Genomic DNA, 16,938 nt, shown 5'->3' on the forward strand with positions numbered 1-16,938 from the left:
TCTTGTCAATTGCTTACAGTATACACTCTTTAAAACAATCAAAAAAAGCCCTGACGGTTGTCAGGACTTCGGTTTATTACGGACTTCTTTTTCTTCATTTACTTTGTCTACTGTTTCCTGTGGATCAGCAACTTCCTCATCCGGTCTTTCCGCGTCAAAACCATCTTTGTAGACAGCTGGATAGCCCTGGTCTTCCAATTGCTTTACTTGCTTGTGTGAAGCTTTAACCAATAACCGCACGATCAGCACGGATAAAATGAATATGATAACGACAGAAATAATCCCAGGGATGTATTCCGATTTGTCTTCAGGAAAATATAAAAAATCCATTGTGTTGATTCCCACCTTTAAACCTTAAGTTTCATTTCATTATACATGATTCCTGCTTCCGTTCTTTTGAGGAAGGTGAACATTTCATGGCAAGTTCTTTTTGGCTGCCAAGGATTTCATGCCATTGGAAAAGCCGATTCTCTTTAGAATCGGCTTTTCCGGACTTTCAATGACTTTCAGAAACGACGGTGAACCGTCTATTCATATGTTCGCCACTTTCGATTTCATCGACCAATGCAAGTGCATAATCAGCATAGCTGATATAGCTTTTCCCTTTGCTGTTGACGATAAATGCATCATCGCCTTTTTGGTAACGCCCCGTTCTGCGGCCCTCCGGATCGAAAAATGCTGCAGGGCTCAAAAATGTCCATTGAATTCCTTCTGATGATTCCAGGTCGGCCAAATTTTGCGCTTGGCCGTTGGCGATCGATTTAAACGCTTCAGGAAACTCCGGAGTTTCTGCCAGACGGGTCGTTCGCGCTTCATCAACAAATAAACTGCCAGCGCCTCCGACCACAATCAAACGGGTATCCGAAGCTTTTTTGAGCGTATCAATCAGAAGTCTTCCGGCTTCTATATGCTGCCCAGCCTTTTCAGGGGGAACACCAAACGCGTTGACCACCACATCAAAGGGAACCAAATCTTCTGCCGTTAAACTGAAAACATCCTTTTCCAGCACCGGCACGTCGGAATTCTCGACTTTTTGCGAATTTCGGACGATGGCCGTTACTTCATGCCCTCTTTTCAACGCTTCTTTCAAAATTAAATTACCGGCTTTTCCTGTAGCACCAATAATCCCTATTTTCATTTACTTCCCCTCCAGTCTCTATAATCTGTATAGAAAGAACAAAAAGATCAGTTTTCATAAGAAATGCGGCTGCTTTTCTTTCATGCATTTGAAGAAGTGGAATGCTGTTGGATCAGATCAAATCGATCAGCTGCCTGCTTCAGCACTTCAAATGAACGTTTTCTTTTTTCCTGGTCGTAGATATAGGAAACCGCAATCACTTCATCAATCTGCAGTTCGGCTACAAATGTCCCCAAGCGTTCGCTGATCGTCTCCACATCGCCTTTAAAGCTGTATTGCGACATTCCCCGCACCATCATTTCCTCGCGGTAGCTCCATTGGCCATCCATTGTATCAAGCGGAGGCTGCAACAGGTTCTTGCTGCCTCTCACAACATTTAAATAAAATTGATCACTGGACGTCGCCAACTTCTCAGCTTCTTCGTTGGAGTCGGCTCCGATGACATTGACGCAAACCATCACATACGGCTCGGCCAAGTATTCAGAAGGCTGAAATCCGCTGCGGTAAATCTGTAATGCCTGTTCTAGCTGCTGCGGTGCGAAATGCGCCGCGAAAACATATGGCAGTCCAAGGCGTGCGGCAAGCTGGGCACTCGAGGTGCTGGATCCGAGGATATAAACCGGCACTGCCGTCCCCACTCCCGGATGCGCCCGTACAGGCCCTTGCTCATGAAGCGGCTTTAAGTAATTTTGCAATTCAACAACGTCCTGTGGAAAAGCGAACGCTGTTTCCTGCGTCGTTCTGCGGAGTGCATGAGCTGTCTGCATATCCGTTCCTGGAGCACGCCCAAGACCAAGATTCAAACGTCCCGGATGCAAGGTTTCCAAAGTGCCGAATTGTTCCGCGACAACCAACGGGGTGTGGTTCGGCAGCATGATGCCCCCCGATCCCACTTGAATGGATCTGGTGTTTTCAAGAACTTTGGAAATCAAAATTGCTGTAGCAGAGCTGGCAAGAGTGGCTGTATTGTGATGCTCAGACAGCCAGAATCGCCGATAGCCCAATTTCTCTACATGCTGTGAAATGGTGACCATTTCATCTAATGCATCTTTCGTGGTTCCACCTTCACGGACTGGAACCAAGTCCAGAACGGAAATCGGAAATGAATCTATGGGTTGTGACATTTTTTAACTTCCTTTCATCCTTCGTATGCTTTAAGGATAAAAGGAAAATATCTGGTATACAAACTTTCTGCCTGCCTCTAACTGATCGAGGCAGAGATGGCTGACCGTTCAAATTTCATAATCCTTCCCTATCATTGCAAACTCGACTTCACCAGAATAGCTGGACTTTGCCGCATGCAAAATTTCATCCAGCTCTCCGTATTGCGGCAGATGGGTCAGCAACATTTTTTTGGCACCAGCACGTTCAGCAAGCTCTCCAGCCTGGCTGCCGCTAAGATGGCCTTGAATAATTCCAATGTATTTTTCGTAGAGATTTGATTCGGCAACAAGCAAATCAGCTTCTTGCGAAAAATCGATCAGCTCTTCTTTCCAGCTGGTATCTGCAGTAAATACAGCAGTCCGTCCATTCGCTGTGAATTTCATGGCCAGACAGTATACCGGGTGAATCGTTTCACAGAACGAAACCTGCCACGGACCAAGTTCAAGCGTTTCCGAAGCCTGTATGGCCCGGCCTTCGGTGACGCCTTTATATGACAACTTCTCGAATTCATCAGAATCCTTATCATGGGCGTAGATAAACAAAGGAGTATCCCACTTCTTCAATTGCATGCCCACCATCGCTGCATGCTGCAGTACGCCGATATCAGCGACATGGTCTGGATGGTAATGGCTGATGATGACAGCATCCAATTCACTCAATTCCGTGTAATTCTGAACTGCCGCCAACACTCCACTGCCGCAATCGATCAAACAGCGGAAACCGTCCTGCTCAATCAAAAAAGCCGAGGTTGCTTCATTTTTATTGGGATAACCGCCCCAAATGCCAATTGGTATGATCTTCAAAAAACCACTCCTCATCCCTAATTTTCTTCAGTATAACCGATTACTTAAAGTTCCTGTTGTTTAACCCTTCGTTCGCGGTGGTATGCATACTAATAAGATAGAAATTACTTGGAGGGATTACATTGACTTTAAAAATGACAGTTGAAAACGCAGTACAAGCCAAAAAAGAAATCGAAAAGTTAGAAACTCAAGGATACACGCACGATGACATCTACATTTTTGCGCACGATAAAAAACGCAATAAGGACATTACGAAAGCATTAGACACAGAAGAAGTCGGCATGAAAGAACAAGGCTTCCTCGACAGCATGAAAAATATGACCAGTTCACGAGGCGATGAGCTTCGCGCGAAATTGGCAGCTGCCGGTTTATCGGATCAAGAAGCAGAGCAGTATGAAGAAGAACTTGATAAAGGAAAATTGGTCATTGTCGCGAATAAAAACGTTGAATAAGTAGTTTCCAAAGCATCGCCTGTGCACTGGGTGATGCTTTTTTATGCATTAAACTTGATTTAAAACTTATTGTTTAATTATTCTAATATGTTATTTTTACCCAAGCTCACGCCTAGGTATATTGAGTTATATGTATTAACAGCAACTTTTCTCTATTGTATCCTTTTGCGAATTTTGTTATATTTAGATAGGGATTTTTTAATTTTTAAAAAACTTATCAATGCATCAAATCGCACCAAGGGGGAACAACATGAAAAGTTTAAAAATGGGAAGTGCCTTTGTCGGCATTATCGTCGGAGCCGGGTTTGCTTCTGGCCAAGAGATTCTGCAGTATTTTACCAGTTTCGGCTATATGGGGACAATCGCAGCAATTCTTGCAACCGCTTTATTTGCATATTTAGGAATGAGCTTGACGCGTCTGGGAAGCCGGATGAAAACCACCTCACATAAAGAAGCCATTTTTGGCATTAGCGGGAAAATAATTGGGACCATCGTTGATTACATCATCATCCTTACTTTGTTTGGTGTAGGAGTGGTGATGATTGCAGGAGCAGGTTCTATCTTCTCTCAGCAATTCGATTTACCGGCACCGCTGGGCAGTACAGTCATGGTAATTTTGGTCGTTCTGACCATCATGCTGAATGTCCAAAAAGTCATCGCCATTATCGGCAGCATCACACCGTTTCTGATCATCGCTGTCATCGGTTTGGCTGTTTACAGTCTGATGACGATGGATTCCACATTTGCTTCACTGGATCCGATTGCCAATGAGCAAGCTTCGCCCTTGCCAAACTGGTTCCTTTCAGCACTCAATTATGTATCATTCAATATTGCTGTTGGTGCTTCGATGGCCATTGTTATGGGGGGAACTGAAAAGGATGAAAAAATCGCAGCACGCGGCGGTTTTATTGGCGGCCTCGTTCTGGGCGGCCTGATTATCCTGAGCCATTTAGCAATTTTCTCCAAAGTGGATGTTGTCGGCAGCGCAGAATTGCCATTGCTGCAAATTGCCGATGATATTTCACCAGTCCTCGGGATCTTTATGTCGTTTATCCTATTCGCCATGATCTACAATACAGCAGTCAGTATGCTGTTTTCATTCTCAGCGCGTTTTGTTGTAATGGGCACTAAAAAATTCCGTATTTTCGTCATCATCGTCGGAATTGTCGCTTACATTTTAAGTTTTGTCGGGTTCACAGAGCTCGTTAGTCTGTTTTATCCGATCGTCGGCTATCTCGGCTTTTTCCTTGTCGGAGCCTTAATCTTAGCTGATATCCGAAAACCGCATAAAAAGAAACATCAATAAGTGGGATTCTTTCCCCGCCGACACCCACGCCGCCAAAGCCTGCCACACTGCTTTGGCGGCTTTTTTATGGTACCGTTAATTAAAGAAAACCGGAAGGAGTCTCTTTATGAACCAATTTATTAAAACACCGGAACAGCAAGCGTTAATCGATCAGCTTCGCGCCTTGCAGCCAATTTTTCGGACGCGCGAGCCGGAACTGGATGCACTTGGCTCCTTCCCCTTCGAAAACATCAAGGACCTGAAAAAAATGAACTATCATACCTTGACACTGCCGCAAGAATACGGCGGCCAAGGATTCGGGCTGTACGAATATGTATTGGCACAGGAAGCCATAGCAGAAGGTTCAGGAGCCACGGCGCTTTCAATCGGCTGGCATGTCGGTATTGTCCTGGAATACGCTGAAAATCGTCATTGGCAGGAAGAATCCGCTGATTGGCTGATGGCAGAAATCACAAATGGTGCGCTCATCAATACTGCAGCTACAGAAGCAAATGCCGGCAGCCCTGCCAGAGGGGCATTACCCCGCACCACGGCTATTTCGGATGGGGACCATTATGTCATTAATGGAGAAAAAACTTACACGTCCATGGCACCCGCTCTTGATTATATTTTTGTGACCGCTGTTGCAGAAAACGATAAAGTCATCACCGTCATCATTCCGCGTCATGCTGACGGAGTATCAATCGATGAAACCTGGAACATGGTGGCAATGAGAGGCACTGCGAGCCACACACTGGTCCTCGACAGGGTGCGGATCCCCAAAACCCATATTTTGAAACCCACAGGAAAGTCAGCCGCCACTAAAGGCTGGCTACTCCATATTCCCGCCTGCTATATTGGAATTGCTGCGGCTGCAAGAGCCTATGCGGTTGAGTTTGCAGCCAATTACAGCCCTGCATCTCTCGATAAGCCGATTGCGGAGACGCCTGCCATCCAGCAGACTATCGGTGAAATGGAACTTGAACTGACGACTGCCCGCCATCTTTTGTACGGCACTGCGGAACGCTACAGCCTTTCTGCCAATAAAGCGGAAATGGATGAAGCGTTGAATATCACAAAAATTGCTGTGACTCATGCGGCAATGGGCGTAGTAGATAAGGCGATGAAAATCGTCGGTTCCCGGGCCCTTTCAGAAGACAACCCGATGCATCGCCATTACCTTAATGTCCGTGCCGGACTCTACAATCCTCCGATGGAAGACATGGTCAAGAGCCAATTGGCGGCGCAAGCAATCAAAACCTTTACCCAATATTCAAAAACAGAGGTGGAATAAATGATGGAAACTACCGTTTGGATCAATACAACCGAGATCCATGCTTTTAATTTCAAAGAAGAAGTGAGTGAAAAAGCCAATTCTCATCAGCAAAAAAGAAAAATCTCCTTCGACTTCAAAGTGACCAGCGAACAATACCACGATATTGCGGTACTGCTTTATGAAATGAATTTCCGGATCCGTGTTCCAGCTCAGGAACTGGAATTCAACGCATCTATTTCCAATTATTCAACGTCCATCACCGATTTGTACAAACCCGGCCAAGTAGCTGATTATTACTTGGAATTAGTTGAGCAGGTCTAGATAGGTTGCTTTGATATCCCGCAAAATGACTACACTTTTCTGTGGGCTTGAGGGAATTTTCGTCATGCTTTTGTTCATTTTTTCACAGACACCAAAAAAGCCCGGAACCTTTTAAAGGTCCCGGGCTTCTTCTCAATTCCGCTTAAAGCGGCTGCCTTTTTTCCTAGTCCGCAGCCTGGCAATCAGCTCTTCAGCCTGCCCGCTTTTGGCAAGAGACAGTTCCTCATCCAAAGTGACCATTAATTGGCCATTTTCCGCGTCGATAGTAAACCAGGAATTGATCCGGCTTCCTTCAGGCAAGCGATCGGCAGGCAAAATCAGTTCTACCCCTTCTTTTTCCACGAGGATGACTGCATGCCTGCCATCTTCGATCCGGTCCAAAATCCCTTTCATCGCCTTACCCTCCTATGCATGCCAAGTCCTGTTCTTGAATATCATCCAGCGTCCCTTGGCCGATTCCTTTAATATCAAGCAATTCTTCCACGTTTTCAAACGGCCGCTGGTCGATGATGGACTGCGCATAAACTTTACCAATTCCCGTAATTTCCTGCAGTTCCGCTGAAGAAGCTATGTTCAAATCAATGCATCGATTTTCTCCTTCAGTCGGCACCCCTTCCTGCTGCGTTTTTACACTATAGGACTTGCCGTCTGTTTCAACCAGGATGGTCCCATTAACATCTGTACCGTATACTTCTGCTCCTGCATTTTCTGCAGCGGCAATCACCTCTGCATGCGGATGGCCATAGGAATTGTCGGCTCCTGCACTGTAAATTGCCACTTCAGGAGCTACCGCCCCTAAAAAAGCCGGACTTGTCGACGTATTGGAACCGTGATGGCCCAAGTGCAGAATTTCAGCTTCGAGCCCCATACCACTGTCGATCATTTCCTGTTCCTGCTTAACACCAGCATCTCCTGTGAAAACGAAACGGACATCACCATAGGTTATTTTCAACGACACCGACTCTTCGTTCGCTGCACCGGTGATTTCATCCGGATACAGCACTTCGATTTGCATAGAGCCTACATCATAGCTGTCACCGCTTCTCGATTCTACATAATCCGAGCCGCTTGCTTCGATAGCCTGCAGGACATTGAGGAATGTATTGGAGCTGCTTGTATTGCCGGACATCCATACTTCCCCAACCTCAAACTCTCCGATGACCTGCGCCATCTGTCCGATATGGTCCGCATCCGGGTGCGTGCCGACAACGATATCAATGTCCTGTATGCCCCGCTGTTTCAGATAATCCACTGCTTCTTTTGAATTCCAGTTACCTGCATCAATCAACATCGCAAATCCTTCAAATTCTAGCAGCGTGGAATCCCCTTGCCCAACATCGATATAATGCACTTTCAAACCATCCTGAAAAACTTCCTCCCCAGCTGGTTCTTCAATCTCTGACCGTTCCCTCTGTTGATCTGTTTCGTTGTCATTGCGTTCTTCCTCCGGCTGCTCGGCTATTTCCGCACAAGCTGCAAGCAGCATAAAAACAAGTGCTGCCAGTAGGACCCATATGATCTTTTTCAAAAACTCACTCCTCTTTCTCCAGTGAATTTTACCATAAGCAAACCCAAATGAAAAAGCAGGACAAGGAACACTCCTTGTCCTGCTTTTTCATTTACGTAGACATGTAGTCGCCACCGTTCATATGTAGAAACTGGCCCGTCATATACGAATTCTGCGGGTCGGCTAGAAACACATATGCTTTAACCAGTTCATATGGCTGTCCTGGACGTCCTGCCGGCACATCTTCACCAAAGCCTTCCGCCACATTCGGATTTAACTCACCGAAAGTTTTGGTGATCAGCGGTGTCCAGATCGGTCCTGGCGCGATGCCGTTCACAGCAATCTCCTCACGCACTAAACGCCTGGCCAACGACCGTGTCATCGCCACCATCGCGCCATTGGCTCCTGCATAATCGATCAAATCCGAATGGCCTCGATAAGCGTTGATGGAGGCGGTATTGATAATGCGTGAACCTTTCTTCAAGTGCGGTAGGGCCGCCCGTGTCAAATAGAACATGGCAAATGCCTTGATTTCAAACGTCTTCAGCAGCTGCTCATCCGTAATGTCCAAAGGTGATGTCTGAGGGTATTGATAACCTGCATTATTGACTAAGATATCTACTTGGCCGAATTCTGTTAACGTGAATTGGACCAGTTGATCACAATTCTCCGATTTGCCCAAATCACCGCTTAGCGCTTTAGCTTCTCCACCATAGCCTTCAATCAACTTGATGGTCTTTTGGGCGCCATCGTCGTCACCAAGATAGCCGATGACCACTTTTGCGCCTTCCTTAGCGTAAGCAATTGCCACCGCCTGGCCGATGCCACTGCTGGCACCTGTGACAATGGCCACCTTGCCAGTGAGTGCCCCACTGGCCTTATAGTCTTTTAAATCGGTGTTATCGAATTCTGTATCTGCCATATTCCCACCCTTTCAGCTTCTAATGTATACTGGGAATTTTCGTTAAATGCCAGACATCGTCTGAATATTGCTGGATGGTTCGATCACTTGAGAAAATACCTGAAGCCGCTATGTTTTTCACACACATCTCAGCCCATTTTTCCGTATGCATGTAGGCATCCAAAATCTGTTCATGCGCTTTTGAATAACTGCGAATATCCTTTAGTACAAAATAAGGGTCGCCATCTTCCAGCAACTGATCAACAATAAAATCGACATTTGTTTCTCCTTCTGTCCATTCACCTTTGACCAGCTCTTCCATCAATTGCGCAATTTCCGGATCCGAATCAATTATTTCCTTCGGATTATAGGATTTCTCCTTCTCGTATTGCATGACCCGCTCAGCCCTCATTCCAAAAACAAAAGCATTTTCTTCTCCAACCTGTTCAAATATTTCGACATTTGCACCATCAAAAGTGCCAATCGTCAATGCGCCATTCATCATCAGCTTCATATTGCCTGTTCCTGAAGCTTCTTTGGAGGCTGTCGATATCTGTTCGCTGACATCTGCTGCCGGAATCAGGTACTCCGCTTGCGTCACATTGTAATTTTCAACAAAAACGACATGAAGGTGTTTTCGTGCCAAAGGATCACTGTTCACTTTTTCCGCCACCGTATTGATCATCTTGATAACCTGTTTAGCAAAATGGTAACTTGGTGCCGCTTTTCCACCAAAAAAGAAGGTGCGCGGATATGGTCGATACGTCGGGTCCCGTTTGATCCGGTCGTACAGCATCTGGATGTGAAGAATATTCATCAACTGGCGCTTATAGCCATGGAACCGTTTGATATGGATATCAAAAATTGAATCTGGATCTACGATGACGTTTTGATTTCGTTGGAGGTGATGGATCAGATGCTCTTTTTTCAAGCTTTTGATCGCCTGGAAATCCTGAAGAAATGAGTGATTTTGTGCAAAATAATGCAATTCGCTCAACCGCTCCGGCTCCTTAATCCACTGCGGTCCAATCGTCTCCGTAATCAATCCGGACAATTCATTATTAGCTTTGACCAACCACCGGCGATGCGTAATGCCGTTGGTCTTGTTATGGAACTTATTCGGGAACTGCTCGTTTAGTTCTTTCATTTCACGCTTCTTCAAAATCTCCGTATGCAATTTTGCCACACCGTTCACTTTATAGCTTCCCACTACTGCCAAAACCGCCATTTTAATGATGCCGTTTTCGATAATGGATAGTTTGTGAAGAGATTCTTCATCGAGTGACTGCTGCTGCAAGCTTGCTTTAAAGCGCCGATCGATTTCTTCGATGACCATATAGATTCTCGGGAGCAAGGACTGAATCAGCCCGCCGTCCCATTTTTCCATCGCTTCTTCCAAAATTGTATGATTTGTATAGGAAATAGTGCGGGTGGTGATATCCCAGGCTTGATCCCAGTTCAAGTCATAGTCGTCAATCAACAGGCGCATCAATTCCGGAACCGCCAGAGCCGGGTGCGTATCATTGATTTGAATGGCGACATTTTCAGGGAGCGCCTCTATGGAAAAGCTGTGATTGTTCAAAATAGTTTGAAGAGATGCACTGCATAGGAAATATTGCTGTTTCAGACGCAGGATTTTTCCGGCATCCAAAGAGTCATCCGGGTATAGCCGATCCGTTATTTTGGCAGTTTCGTGCTCATAGACTGCGTAATCCTTATTGCCTGGAAACGGACGATCTGAAACTTCCGCTTGCCATAGTCGAAGGGTATTGACTGTACCGCCATTTGCCCCCACGATCGGCATATCATAAGGCACCGCTTTGACCCACTCCGGATTTCCCACTTTGACCTTAAGTCCATCAAGCCCCATGACCAATTGGACCTCTCCGTAATAAGGAATATCTACTGCGAGATCCTCACGGCGAACGTCCACATTGTGTTCTTCCTGTATCCACTGGGTAGGCTGTTCTGTCTGATGGCCATTCACGAAATGCTGGGTAAACAAACCGCCCTTGTAGCGCAGCCCATATCCGTGGCCCGGCAATTCAAGGGAAGCCAAAGAATCCATAAAGCAAGCCGCTAACCTTCCCAATCCGCCATTTCCGAGACCTGGTTCTATTTCCAATTCCTCTATATCGGCCAGTTGTAGCCCCAGTTCACCAAGACCTTCTTTCACGGTATCATAACAATTTAAATTAATGAGGTTTTGCCCCAAGACCCGTCCAATCAGAAATTCAATGGAAAAATAATACAATTGCTTTTCGTTATTGTCTTTATACAATTGGTCGGTCCGATTCCAGCGGTCCTGAATCCACTCTTGTGTCATTTCCCAAAGAGTTTCATAAGCCAATTCATTAGTGTTTCCCATTCCCTTGTGTTCGACTCGAGTGACAAAGATTTTTTTAAACTCTTCTTTGGAAGAAAACATAATTGGCACCCCCCTTTAGATTATCCTTTCATAGAGTTTAGCGTATTCTGCCGCAGAGCGCGACCAGGAATAATTACCTTCCATGCCATTTTTTTTGATGGCTTCCCAATGCTCCGGCTGCTGATAAAAAGCCAAACATCGCTGAAGGGCAAGACCGAAGGGTTTAGCCTGTGAAAAATCACTTAAAAATCCATTTCCGGACTTTAGCTGTTCATCGTATTCCACGACCGTGTCTTTCAAGCCGCCTGTTTTATTGGCCACCGGGATGGTTCCATAACGCATCGAAATCAGCTGGCTCAAGCCACAGGGCTCAAAATGTGAAGGCATTAGGAAGATATCAGCCCCTGCGTACAACAGATGGGCAAATGCCTCATCGAAGCCGACATGGATATAGACCCGGTCCGGAAAATCATCAGCCAGCTTCCGAAAAAACTGTTCATACTGTTCTTCACCGGAACCCAATAACACAAACTGAAGATCCTCTTCCACCAATAACCTAGGGAGCACCTCCTGCAAAACATCAATCCCTTTTTGCCCTGATAACCTGGAAATCATCGTCAATAATGGTACGTCTCCACGTTCTGGAAGTCCCACTGTCGATTGGACTGCTCGTTTGTTGACCTGTTTCCCTTCCATACTCATAGCATCAAATTCCCGTTCGATGGCCAGGTCAGTTGCGGGATTATAGACCTCTGTATCGATGCCGTTTAAAATACCGATCAGGTCCTGCTGTTTTTCCTGAAGCAAGCCATTGAGCTTTTCTCCATAAAAATCCGTCAAGATTTCATCTCGATAAGTAGGACTGACGGTCGTGATTTTATCCACATAGGATATGCCAGTTTTTAACGAGTTGAAGTTTCCCTGCCACTCCACAATGCCATCATCATAGTAACGCGCGTCCATTTCAAAATTTTCCAGGAAAACGTCTTTTGAGAACTTTCCTTGAAATTGCAGATTGTGAATCGTCAGGACAGTTTTAATCGATTTGATGGACACATATCGCCGATCTTCCTTCAATAGAAATGGAACCATGGCGGTATGCCAATCATGTACATGAAGCAAATCCGCTGGCTGTTCCTGATGCTGAATGATTTCCAGCACTGCGCGGTTAAAGAATGCATATCGTTCTGAATCATCTGCTTGAGCATAAATTTGATCTCTTTTGAAATAGTCGTCATTTTCCACAAACAGAAATTTCACATCGGCATGATCATATTCAAAAACCCTAAAAGTCTTTTGTTGCCCTTTAAAGTCGAATTCAAGCGACTCTTTCAGGACAAATCCGGAAACGTATTCTTCAGAAATCAAACTGTATTTCGGTACAATGACATTGACTTCATGGCCTAATCTGCTGAGCTCTTTGGGCAGCGCCCCCATTACATCCGCCAGTCCGCCGGCTTTGGCAAAAGGTGCGCATTCTGCTGCTGCCATAATGATTTTCATCGCGAATCCTCCTTAGTGACCGTTTCCCCTTTGCGCAATACAATCGGCTGTTCCGCTGTTCCGTGCAAAACTACCCCTTCACCGATGTAGACATCTTTATCTGCAATGACATAAGACAAGTCACAATTTTCCTCAATAACACATTTTTGCATAATAATACATTTCTCTATGCGTGCGCTTTTCTTAATGTAAACGGCACGGCTGATGATGCTGTCAACCACTTCACCCATTATGGTGCTGCCATTTGCGACCAGCGCGCGTTCAACGTGAGAACCATTGACATAGCGTGTCGGTGGCTCATCCTTTACTTTTGTATAGATCGGACGATTGGGCAGAAACAGCTGTTTCCTGTTTTCTTCATCCAACAAAGCCAACGACGCCTGAAAGTAACTTTGGACAGAATCGATGATGGCAAAATAGCCTTTGTATTCGTATTCATTGAATGTATGAGGGCTTTTTTTCAAATTAACCACATCTTCGACGCTTACCACTTTTTTATCACGGTGAGTCTGTATCAGTTCAACCAACAGATCTTTGGACAAAATATAGGTTTTTAAAGAAACCCCTCCACTCACCGCTTCTGTAATATCTGCACCTGAACGGATATGCTGATCCAGCATGTCTTTGAAATCCAATTGGCTGACGACGAAGCTATTGATGACAACAACAAAGGCCTGAATGCTCTTCGTGAAAAACTGCATATGCTCTTCTAAAGCCGCAAATGCACCAACACTCGACAATCCTCCATCACGCTGTGTAACCGGCAGGAAAAAAAGTCCGTTTTTTCTTCTATCCAAATCCCAGCTCTTGCCCACCCCGATGTGATCCAACAAAGAAGCAAAAGGATACGTGGGGAACACACCGACCGTATTAACACCCGAATTCACAAGATTCGATAAAGGAAAATCGATTAACCGATAGCGCCCTGCAAATGGCACAGAAGAAACAGTCCGTTGCATTGTCAGGTCCTGCAGTCCTTCTTTTTTGACAGAGGCATCCACTACAGCCATTAAATTCATTTTCCACCACGCTCCTTCCATTCGTCCAATTTCTCTTGTGTCAATAAAACCACTTCATCCTTCTGTTCCGGCATTTGGAAGCCTTCCGGCACATCAAGCCTAGGCGGTACAATCACCCGATGAAGATTAACACCTTTATTAATTGTCACTCCGCTCATGACAACACTTTCCGAAACCGAAGCCCCTTCTTCCACTCTTACTTTCTGAAAGATAACAGATTTTGATACGTCACCAGAAATTACACAGCCTTCATTTACCATGGATCCCTGGACATTTCCAGTTTCAGTAATGACCTGCGGAGGAAGTTGCGGATTTGAAGAGAAAATACGCCAACCCGAGTCGTGCAGGTTCAGGCCAGAATTCAAGTCCAATAAATCCATATTGGCTTCCCAAAGGCTTTCGACTGTCCCAACATCTTTCCAATATCCTTTAAATGGATAAGCAACCATTTTTTCGCCCTTTTTCAGCATCGCTGGCAAGATGTCTTTCCCGAAATCATGAGAAGATGCTTCGTCTAGATTGTCCGTCTCCAGGTACTCTTTCAATTTTCCCCATGTAAACACGTATACACCCATGGAAGCCAGATTACTTTTCGGATTTTCCGGCTTTTCGTCAAACTCCAGAACGTCCATCTCGTCGTTGACGTTAATGACCCCGAATCGGCCGGCTTCCTCCCATGGTACTTCCAGCACCGAAATCGTTACGTCTGCCTCGTGTTCTTTATGGTAGTCGACCAGCAACTCATAATCCATTTTATAAATATGATCCCCTGAAAGAATCAGGACATATTCCGGATCATAGGACTGAAGAAAGCTGATGTTCTGATAAATTGCACTGGCTGTTCCGGCATACCATTTTATCCCATCAATTTCTGCATATGGCGGAAGCATGGTGACCCCGCCGTTATGGCGATCCAAATCCCACGGGGTTCCCAGCCCGATATATTCATGCAGGACGTGCGGCTGATACTGCGTCAGCACGCCGACCGTCTCGATTCCTGAATTCGTGCAATTGGATAATGGAAAATCGATAATCCGGTATTTCCCACCAAACGGAAGCGCAGGTTTGGCTATCGTATAAGTTAATGATTTCAACCGGCTCCCCTGTCCACCGGCCAACAGCATTGCGACCACTTTATCCTTCATCATGCTTCACTCCCATCCTGTTTTTGTTTCCAAATGCTCATCGTAAATGCAGGCAAATCCACTTCAACGGAGTAAGGCAAATCATCGTATGGATCATCTGCTGTTCCAACAACATCTCCTCGGACGTCGTTTCCTGATGTAAAAATTTTTTCATACTCCGTGCTTTTCGGAACCCCCAGCTTAAAGTCCTCGTAATGATGGCTCGAAAAGTTACAGACGACGATGCATTCATCCTGCGGCATGTACCCTCTCCGAATAAAGGCGGCCACACTTTGTTCGTGATTATCCGCATCAATCCAGGAAAAGCCATCCGGATGATCGTCTAATTCAAAAAAGGCTTTCTCTGTTTTATAAAAACCCAGCAAGTCTTTTGTGAAATCAGCCATTCTTTTATGTTCTTCGGTTTCCAATGAAGCCCAATCCAATTCCGGCTTAAATTCCCATTCTTCAAAATGGCCAAACTCCTGTCCCATGAACAGCAATTTCTTTCCCGGATGGGCAATCCAGAATCCCAGCAGCAGCCGTAATTGAAGAAAGCGCTCATCCAACGTGCCGGGAAGTTTATTTAATAGGGATCCTCTTCCGTTCACCACTTCATCATGGGACAGTGCAAGAAGGTAACGCTCCTCATACTGGTAGATGAGAGAAAAATTCATTTTTTGATGTGCTTCAGAGCGTTGGGATGGCTGTATCTCCATGTAATCCAACGTGTCACGCATCCAGCCGAAGTTCCACTTATAGTGAAAACCAACACCTCCTTCAGAAACGTCGTGCGTCACTTTCGGATAATGCCAGGCATCTTCGGCAATCAGTAGAACTTCCGGGTAAAACTCCCTTAAACTGTTCGTCAATTTCCGCAGAAAATCGGTGCCTTCCTGATTATGCGGACGCTCTTTTTTGTTGGGAATAAACAATAAACAAACCAATGCATCCATTCGGAATCCATCAAACTTAAATTCATTGAGCCAGAAATGGCCGCTGGATATTAGAAAGCTGACAACTTCTCCTTTTTGAATATCAAAATTCAAGGTACCCCAGTCTGGATTGGCACGCCGCTCCTCCCGATGTTCTTCATATAAGGTGCTGCCATTAAATAGAGCCAGCGAATGTTCATCGACACAGAAATGGCCGGGAACCCAATCCATGATCAATCCAACTTTATTTTCTGCGCATTGTGAGATAAAATACTTCAAATCATCTGCTGTTCCATAGCGGCTGGTTGGCGCAAAGTATCCGGTGGTCTGATATCCCCAGGATTCGTCCAATGGATGTTCTGTAATGGGCAGGATTTCAATATGGGTAAAGCCCCTATCCAAAATATACGGGATGAGTATCGAAGCCAATTCACGGTAGTTCAAAAAATCGCCCTGTGCGTTGCGCTTCCATGTCCCGATATGTAATTCGTAGATGACCATCGGCTTTTCGCGATGGTCATTATTTTGAATCTGCTTTTGCTGTAAAACTGTTTTCGACCATGTATGCTTGGAAGCTGCAGCTACAACCGATTTGGTTTGGGGTCGCATTTCACTAGCGAGAGCATAGGGATCCGATTTCCGCAGCTTCTGCCCATCCTGTGTTTCAATAATGTATTCATACGAATAACCGGTCATCTTCCGAGGAATCTGTATGTGCCAGACGGTTTCATCAAGGGGATGTTGCTCCATTTGAAAAACTTCATCTTCCCGACTTTCAGGACCTGTACAAGCAACTGCTACGTTGGCCACATCCGGAACCCATATTGTGAACCTTGTTTTATCTGCAGCGACATGTGCTCCAAAATAGAGATAAGCATCTTTCATCAGCCCAGCATGGAAAGCATCCAGCAAGTCTTGAGTAAGATGGCTTTTCAGGTCATTCATCTTCACACCTCCAAATTTTTTACAGTTCCGTGTCTCTTTTAATTCTACATAAGCAATGTAAATTCCTTGTTAAGAAATCTAATTGTCCAAAAATTTCGATAAATCAAGAAAGGTCGGTGGCACTCTCGTTCGAAATGTCTACACATTTCTTTTTCCTTAGACCCTTGTTTCAAGGAAGAATATCCACTACGCTAAAA

General features: G+C 45.3%; 16 protein-coding genes. 4 read left to right on the forward strand and 12 right to left on the reverse strand.

Features of this window, described 5'->3' with window-relative positions; translation table 11 throughout:
• Positions 1-60: 60 nt before the first annotated feature.
• The 4 genes from J7I83_RS08675 to J7I83_RS08690 form a co-directional block, all read right to left on the reverse strand.
• Positions 61-330: a hypothetical protein gene (locus J7I83_RS08675; protein ID WP_215100298.1), complete on the reverse strand. Its 270-nt coding sequence runs from the start codon at positions 328-330 to the stop codon at positions 61-63.
• A 166-nt stretch (positions 331-496) separates the two neighbouring features.
• Positions 497-1,138 (reverse strand): NAD(P)-dependent oxidoreductase, encoded by a 642-nt coding sequence (locus tag J7I83_RS08680; protein ID WP_215100299.1) that lies wholly within the window; start codon positions 1,136-1,138, stop codon positions 497-499.
• An 80-nt stretch (positions 1,139-1,218) separates the two neighbouring features.
• Positions 1,219-2,262: an LLM class flavin-dependent oxidoreductase gene (locus J7I83_RS08685; protein ID WP_215100300.1), complete on the reverse strand. Its 1,044-nt coding sequence runs from the start codon at positions 2,260-2,262 to the stop codon at positions 1,219-1,221.
• A 108-nt stretch (positions 2,263-2,370) separates the two neighbouring features.
• Positions 2,371-3,105 carry an MBL fold metallo-hydrolase gene (locus tag J7I83_RS08690; protein WP_215100301.1) on the reverse strand — a complete coding sequence of 245 codons (735 nt, stop codon included), beginning with the start codon at positions 3,103-3,105 and terminating at the stop codon, positions 2,371-2,373.
• Positions 3,106-3,227: 122 nt separating this feature from the next.
• On the opposite strand from J7I83_RS08690, the gene J7I83_RS08695 reads away from it, so the two are divergent.
• The 4 genes from J7I83_RS08695 to J7I83_RS08710 all read left to right on the forward strand — a co-directional run bounded on the left by J7I83_RS08695 (position 3,228) and on the right by J7I83_RS08710 (position 6,439).
• Complete coding sequence (locus tag J7I83_RS08695; RefSeq protein ID WP_215100302.1) at positions 3,228-3,557, forward strand: YflT domain-containing protein; 330 nt, start codon at positions 3,228-3,230, stop codon at positions 3,555-3,557.
• Between the two features lie 250 nt (positions 3,558-3,807).
• A complete protein-coding gene (locus tag J7I83_RS08700) occupies positions 3,808-4,863 on the forward strand; it encodes a YkvI family membrane protein (protein WP_215100303.1) in 1,056 nt (351 codons plus the stop codon).
• A gap of 106 nt (positions 4,864-4,969) precedes the next feature.
• Positions 4,970-6,136: an acyl-CoA dehydrogenase family protein gene (locus J7I83_RS08705; protein ID WP_215100304.1), complete on the forward strand. Its 1,167-nt coding sequence runs from the start codon at positions 4,970-4,972 to the stop codon at positions 6,134-6,136.
• Between the two features lie 3 nt (positions 6,137-6,139).
• Positions 6,140-6,439, forward strand: coding sequence for a DUF3219 family protein (locus J7I83_RS08710; protein WP_215100305.1), 300 nt, complete (start codon positions 6,140-6,142; stop codon positions 6,437-6,439).
• A 132-nt stretch (positions 6,440-6,571) separates the two neighbouring features.
• Here the strand turns inward: J7I83_RS08710 and J7I83_RS08715 are convergent, their stop codons facing one another.
• From J7I83_RS08715 to glgB, 8 genes are all read right to left on the reverse strand, one after another.
• Positions 6,572-6,832: a DUF3006 domain-containing protein gene (locus J7I83_RS08715; RefSeq protein ID WP_215100306.1), complete on the reverse strand. Its 261-nt coding sequence runs from the start codon at positions 6,830-6,832 to the stop codon at positions 6,572-6,574.
• A gap of 4 nt (positions 6,833-6,836) precedes the next feature.
• Positions 6,837-7,967 carry an MBL fold metallo-hydrolase gene (locus tag J7I83_RS08720; RefSeq protein WP_215100307.1) on the reverse strand — a complete coding sequence of 377 codons (1,131 nt, stop codon included), beginning with the start codon at positions 7,965-7,967 and terminating at the stop codon, positions 6,837-6,839.
• A gap of 91 nt (positions 7,968-8,058) precedes the next feature.
• The gene (locus J7I83_RS08725; RefSeq protein WP_215100308.1) at positions 8,059-8,868 is read right to left on the reverse strand and encodes an SDR family oxidoreductase; all 810 of its coding nucleotides are present in this window, start codon (positions 8,866-8,868) and stop codon (positions 8,059-8,061) included.
• A gap of 19 nt (positions 8,869-8,887) precedes the next feature.
• On the reverse strand, positions 8,888-11,275 hold the full coding sequence (glgP, locus tag J7I83_RS08730) for a glycogen/starch/alpha-glucan family phosphorylase (RefSeq protein ID WP_215100309.1): 2,388 nt from the start codon (positions 11,273-11,275) through the stop codon (positions 8,888-8,890).
• A gap of 15 nt (positions 11,276-11,290) precedes the next feature.
• Positions 11,291-12,718: a glycogen synthase GlgA gene (gene glgA, locus J7I83_RS08735; RefSeq protein ID WP_215100310.1), complete on the reverse strand. Its 1,428-nt coding sequence runs from the start codon at positions 12,716-12,718 to the stop codon at positions 11,291-11,293.
• Positions 12,715-13,737 (reverse strand): GlgC family sugar phosphate nucleotidyltransferase, encoded by a 1,023-nt coding sequence (locus tag J7I83_RS08740; RefSeq protein ID WP_215100311.1) that lies wholly within the window; start codon positions 13,735-13,737, stop codon positions 12,715-12,717. The genes glgA and J7I83_RS08740 overlap by 4 nt, the downstream gene beginning before the upstream one ends.
• A complete protein-coding gene (locus tag J7I83_RS08745; RefSeq protein ID WP_215100312.1) occupies positions 13,734-14,882 on the reverse strand; it encodes a glucose-1-phosphate adenylyltransferase in 1,149 nt (382 codons plus the stop codon). The genes J7I83_RS08740 and J7I83_RS08745 overlap by 4 nt, the downstream gene beginning before the upstream one ends.
• Positions 14,882-16,741 (reverse strand): 1,4-alpha-glucan branching protein GlgB, encoded by a 1,860-nt coding sequence (glgB, locus tag J7I83_RS08750; protein ID WP_215100313.1) that lies wholly within the window; start codon positions 16,739-16,741, stop codon positions 14,882-14,884. Before glgB ends, J7I83_RS08745 begins: the two co-directional genes overlap by 1 nt.
• Positions 16,742-16,938: the final 197 nt, after the last annotated feature.

This window comes from Planococcus sp. ISL-110, from assembly GCF_018613575.1.
GTDB lineage: Bacteria > Bacillota > Bacilli > Bacillales_A > Planococcaceae > Planococcus.